The organism is Streptomyces sp. NPDC001093, from assembly GCF_040298985.1.
Lineage (GTDB): Bacteria > Actinomycetota > Actinomycetes > Streptomycetales > Streptomycetaceae > Streptomyces.
In genome coordinates this window covers 1-5,355 of the sequence record NZ_JBEPBF010000250.1, presented here as the reverse complement: position 1 = coordinate 5,355, position 5,355 = coordinate 1, and the positions used below count along the sequence as shown (strand labels likewise).

General features: G+C 67.5%; 4 protein-coding genes and 1 pseudogene. 3 read left to right on the top strand and 2 right to left on the bottom strand.

All coding sequences use genetic code 11. The annotated features are described in order from the left end of the window. Positions 1-119: 119 nt before the first annotated feature. Together ABT288_RS49270 and ABT288_RS49265 are read right to left on the bottom strand one after the other, a co-directional pair. Positions 120-965, bottom strand: a pseudogene (locus tag ABT288_RS49270) (transposase); the annotation flags it as partial. A 37-nt stretch (positions 966-1,002) separates the two neighbouring features. Further along, a complete protein-coding gene (locus ABT288_RS49265) occupies positions 1,003-2,397 on the bottom strand; it encodes an MFS transporter (RefSeq protein ID WP_450864417.1) in 1,395 nt (464 codons plus the stop codon). A gap of 153 nt (positions 2,398-2,550) precedes the next feature. Here ABT288_RS49265 and ABT288_RS49260 point away from each other — a divergent pair, with 153 nt between their 5' ends. The 3 genes from ABT288_RS49260 to ABT288_RS49250 all read left to right on the top strand — a co-directional run. Continuing rightward, entirely contained in the window at positions 2,551-2,940 is a 390-nt protein-coding gene (locus ABT288_RS49260; RefSeq protein ID WP_351623337.1) for a winged helix-turn-helix transcriptional regulator, read from the top strand. 747 nt (positions 2,941-3,687) lie between these two features. After that, positions 3,688-4,522 (top strand): IS5 family transposase gene (locus tag ABT288_RS49255; protein ID WP_450864419.1). Its coding sequence is split into 2 segments (ribosomal slippage): positions 3,688-3,992 and positions 3,991-4,522, totalling 837 coding nucleotides; the frame shifts between segments, so codons are not numbered across the junction. 126 nt (positions 4,523-4,648) lie between these two features. Continuing rightward, positions 4,649-5,355 (top strand): leucine zipper domain-containing protein (locus ABT288_RS49250; RefSeq protein ID WP_351623335.1); only part of this gene is annotated, 707 nt, incomplete at its 3' end.

Below are 5,355 nucleotides of genomic sequence, written 5' to 3'. Positions count from 1 at the left end.
CGCCAGGAAGCAATAGCCGACACAACCTCCACCAGCGTCCTTGCCCCCACCTCAGCCAGAAATGGACATCGCCTTACGAACCGCCCACTAAGAGCGTCCGCCAGTAGGTCACCGGATGCGGGGGCTTCGGGGCGGTTGGGCCAGCGATAGAGGGTCCACGCCCGGCGGATGAGGCTACGGATGGTGATCATCGCGGTGGCAAGGGCGATGCAGAACTCGACGCAGACGCGGTGACGTTCGGTGCACCGGCGGAGTTTGCCGAAGTTGTTCATCCACGAGTTCGTGCGCTCCACGACCGACCGTCCGTCGGCTTGGATCGGGGTCTGTTCGCCCCGTTCGGCAATCTTCGCGATGATGCCGCGTGTGTCGAGATCGGCGTAGACCGGCCGGAGGTCGTAGCCCGCATCCAGGCTCAGCGCCGGTTGCTCGGGCAGTGGGCCCAGCGTCTTGGCGAGATCGTCGTAGTGATCGAGGGTGGCGGACAGCAGGGTGTGATCGCAAATGTTGGGCGGTGCGGGCTCGGTGGCCAGCGGGATGCCGTACGCCTCGGTGAGCTGTGAGGGTTTGACGCCTTGTTTGGCCCGGTCGACGGGGCTCTTGCCCGCGCACTCGCCGCCCGAGAGGGCCTTGGTCTGGCAGCCGTCGGCGCTGAGCTGTTCCAAGCCGAGGCCGATCATGCGGTCGTAGGCGACGAGCGCGGCCAGGCGCAGAGCCTCGGCCGCGCCGGCGGCTATCCACTCGTCGCGGCGCCTGCGCAAGGTGGTCGCCGAGCATGTCGTGTCCGCCACTGCCCCATCCCGGACACCAGTACCTCGCTTGTCGAAGACCACCTCATCCGGGATCCGTCGGCGATGACATCCCAACGGATGGGTACTGACCCGCTGCGGCGATGACGCGAGGAACTCCGCACGGATGGGGGCGGTGATCAACGACGGCACGACAGGCGCATCTCCTCCTGCGAGCATAGATATCTCCCCTGCCCGGGGCGGTGTCGCCGCCTGGTCAGTGAGTGGCGTTCTCGGCGACCGGCTTCTTCTCGGCCGCTGGGCGTGGTGCTGTGGCGGGAGATCTCAGCAGGGTGGCGGCGAGCAGGAGAGCGACGGCGACAAGGCCCGAGCCGATGCGGAAGGCAAGCTGGTAACCACCCGTGAGTGCCGAGGCGGTGCTTGCCCCGTCACCCAGCAGGGCATCCGAATGCGAGGTGGCGAGTGTGCTGAGGACCGCGAGGCCGAAGGCGCTGCCGATCTGCTGCATGGTGTTGAACATGCCGGAGGCGATCCCCGAGTCCTGGGGCGTGGCCGCTGACATCGCGAGCGTGGCCAGCGACGGCATCGCGAGGCCGAAGCCGATGCCGAGTGGCAGCAGCGCGGGCAGGACGTCCACGACGTAACTCCCGTCTGCCGGTACGCGGCCGAGCGCGGCGAGACCTGCCGTGATGAGCGAGAGGCCGGGAAGGAGTACGACACGGGGGCCGAAGCGCGCGATCAGCTTGGGCGAGATGCCGAGGGACAGCGCGCCGATCGCGACCGAGACCGGGAAGATCCCGAGGCCGGTGTGTATCTCGTCGAAGCCAAGCACCTTCTGCAGGTAGAGCACGCACAGGAACTGGAAGCTGAACATCCCGGCCACCATGAGAGCCTGGATGCCCATCGCTCCCGAGACGTTGCGCGAGCGGAACACACGCAGTGGCAGGACCGGGTGGGTCGCCTTTGCCTGGCAGGCGACGAACGCGAGGAGTAGGGCGAGTGCCGCGGCGCCGAGGCTCAGCGTGTGTGGGGAAGTCCAGCCGTAGTTGGTGGTCTCGACGATCGTGTAGACGCCGAGCATCAGTGCGGAGGTGACCAGGAGCGCGCCCACGACGTCGGTCCCCTTGCCGAGGCCGACACCGTGCTCGGACGCGAGTACGCGTCCGGCCGACAGCGCGGCCACGATGCCGATCGGGACGTTGACGAAGAAGATCCAGTGCCAGCTGATGGTCTGCGTCAGGGCGCCGCCGGCGAGGAGGCCCAGCGAGCCGCCGGCGGACTGGACGAAGCTGTAGACGCCGATGGCCTTGGCCCGCTCCTTCGGCTGCGGGAACAGGGTCACGACCATGCCGAGAGTGACAGCAGAGGTCACCGCGCCGCCGATGCCCTGGATGAACCGGGAGGCGAGCAGCATCGCCGGGGCCTGGGACACACCGCACAGCAGCGAGGCAGTCGTGAAGACGCTCAGGCCGGTGATGAAGACGCGCTTGCGTCCGATGAGGTCGCCGAGCCGTCCGGAGAGCAGCAGCAGGCCACCGAAGGGGACCAGATAGGCGTTGACCACCCAGGCCAGGCCCGACGAGGAGAAACCGAGGTCGCGCTGGATGGACGGCAGCGCCACGTTCACGATGGTCCCGTCGAGGATGACCATCAGCTGCCCGGCACAGAGCACGACCAATGCCGACCAACGTGATGTCTGTGCTGATGCGTTGGTTCTCCGCACGGCGATTCCTTCCAATGGTGCACGACTTGTTACAGCAGTCATCCTCTGTAACCATGACGCGCGGCGGAAGGAGGCACTTTCATGTCACACAGTCACACCGATGTGTCCGGCCAGGTCAGCAACGAGGCGTGCCCGCTCACCGAGGTCCTCGACCACGTCGCGGGCAAATGGAGCATCGGAATTCTCGTCGCCGCCGCACACGGACCAGTCCGATTCACCGAGTTGGAACGCGCCATCACAGGCATCAGCCGACGCATGCTCACCTTGAACCTGCGCAAGCTGGAACGCGACGGCCTGCTCATCCGGACCGTCTACCCCACCGTGCCACCCAAGGTGGAATACAGCCTCACGCCCATGGCCCGCGAACTCCACGCAAGCCTCACCGGGCTCGTCGGCTGGGCAGAACGCCACCGAGCCGACATCACCGCAGCCCGCGCCACATACGACGCCGCCACGACACCGACGCCCTGACGCCCACCTAGGACCCGGCAGGAGTTGAACAATCGCCCACTGGCGGACGCTCTAAGAGGTCAAAGAACAAGCGTACGTCCAGCAGTCCGGGCGTCTTCCCAGCTCAGGAGGGATGTGAACGATGTAACCGGGCGTCAAGCTCAGGGTAGCCAGCCGGTGCAGATCCGGTCCGGGGAGATGCCAGGGTCCCCGGTAGCTGACTCCCGGCGTCGCTCGAAAGGGTGGCGTCGATGTGGAGTGACAAGCGCCCTTCGGGGGTGTGCAACCGGCCAGTCCGCAACATGAAGTGAAGCCTGCAGCGCCGTCATTTAACCCCCGCCCGCGGGTGGGCCAAGGAGGAGCCGAGCCTGTGCTTGAAAGGCGAAGGCCATGGAAGGCGATCTCGGGCCTGGAGCGGTCGCCGAAGAACCTCCCGGCGTAAGGGGCGTGGAATGGCCGGACGGTTGTCCTGGGAACTGGAGAGAGCCTCCTCGGCCCCGCGCATGCGGTGCGGGAAGCGTGGCCTGCCTATAACCGGCGGAACCGGGAAGTGGCGGGCTGCCGAGAGGCAGTCGCAGTAGTGCTGATCGGCGGGACAACACAACCCGCTGGGAGCGAAGGGCCCCTGCTTCATCGATGCGATCCGCGAACAGGGAGGGGCCCGGATGAGTGCCGTTTCGGCTAGGGCGTGTATCGAAAGTGGATCTTGAGCTGAGATGATCTTGGTGCGTGGCACGTGGAGATCTGACAGAGGAGCAATGAGCGGCGCTGGAGCCGCTGTTGCCGAAGGGCAAGAACCCCGGCCGACCGCCGATATGGACCAGGGGACAGCTGACCGACGGCATACGCTTCCGGGTCCGCACCGGTATCCCGTGGCGGGATGTGCCGGAGGAGTACGGGCCGTGGGGCCGCGCGTACGACCTGTTCCGCCGCTGGCAGCGGGACGGCACCTGGCAGCGGATCTTCACCGAACTGCAGGCCCGGGCCGACGCGAAGGACCCGATCACCTGGGACCTCAACGTCGACTCCACCGTCGTCCGTGCCCACCAGCATGCTGCCGGGGCACGAAAAGGGGGGATCTGCAGAAGGAGCCACCCGGCGGCGTCGCCACCGAGCCGGCCGACCATGCCTCGGACGCTCGCGCGGTGGGCTGACCACCAAGCTGCATCTGGCCGTCGAGCAAAAGCAAAAGCCCATGTCGATCGTCATCACCGCGGGGCAGCGTGGGGACTCCCCGCAGTTCGAGGTCGTCCTGGGCCGCATCCGGGTTCCCCGGCTGGGGACGGGCAGGCCCCGCACTCGGCCGCGGCGGGTCCGCGCGGACAAGGCGTACGCCTCTCGCAAGAACCGCGCCTACCTGCGACGGCGTGGCATCCGCTGCACCATCCCGGACAAGTCCGACCAGGCCCGCAACCGCGGGAAACGTGGCTCGCTTGGCGGTCGGCCGCCGAAGTTCGACCGGATTGACTACCGCGAGCGGCACGCGGTCGAGTGCGGTATTAACCGCCTCAAAAGGCACCGGGCCGTAGCCACGCGGTACGACAAGTTGGCGGTCCGCTACGAGGCGACCGTCCTTGTCGCGGCAATCAACGAGTGGCTGTGACCAGCACATTCGATCCACGCCCTAGGTGTATTGATCACGAGCGTTGTTAACGCTGGCCGGTCTTGATCGTGGCGAAGGCCCCCGTGTGTGGTGGAGGTGTCGAATCTTCACCGCACGGAGGCCTTCGTGTCCCACCGTAATGCCCGGCTGACCGTTCACGGCAGGCGACTGCTCGTCGAACGTGTCCGCTCCGGCCGTCCCGTCGCCCACGTCGCAGCAGAGATGGGCATCTCCCGTCCCACAGCCCACAAGTGGATCCGACGCTGGCATTCCGAGGGCGAGAGCGGACTCATCGACCGTTCCAGCCGGCCCCGCAGGACACCGCACCGGACCGCAGCCGCCACCGAGGCGCAGGTCTGCAGGCTGCGGCAGGACCGCAAGCTGGGCCCGGCACGTATCGGACCGATCCTGGGCCTGCCCGCCTCCACCGTGCACCGCATCCTCGCCCGACACGGCCTGAACCGCCTGGCCTTCCTGGACCGGCCCACCGGCCAGCCCATCCGCCGCTACGAACGCGACCGGCCCGGCGAACTGATCCACGTGGACGTCAAGAAACTCGGCCGGATCCCCGACGGCGGCGGCCACAAAGTCCTGGGCCGACAGGCCGGCCGGGCCCGGCGAAACAGCGTGGGCTTCGACTACGTCCACTCCGCCGTCGACGACCACACCCGCCTGGCCTACAGCGAGATCCACAGCGACGAGAAGGCCGCCACCTGCGCCGCCTTCCTCCGCCGGGCGGCAGCCTTCTTCGCCACCTGCGGCATCGACCGCGTCGAACGGGTCCTGACCGACAACGCCTGGCCCTACCGCAAGAGCTTCGCCTGGCGGCAGGC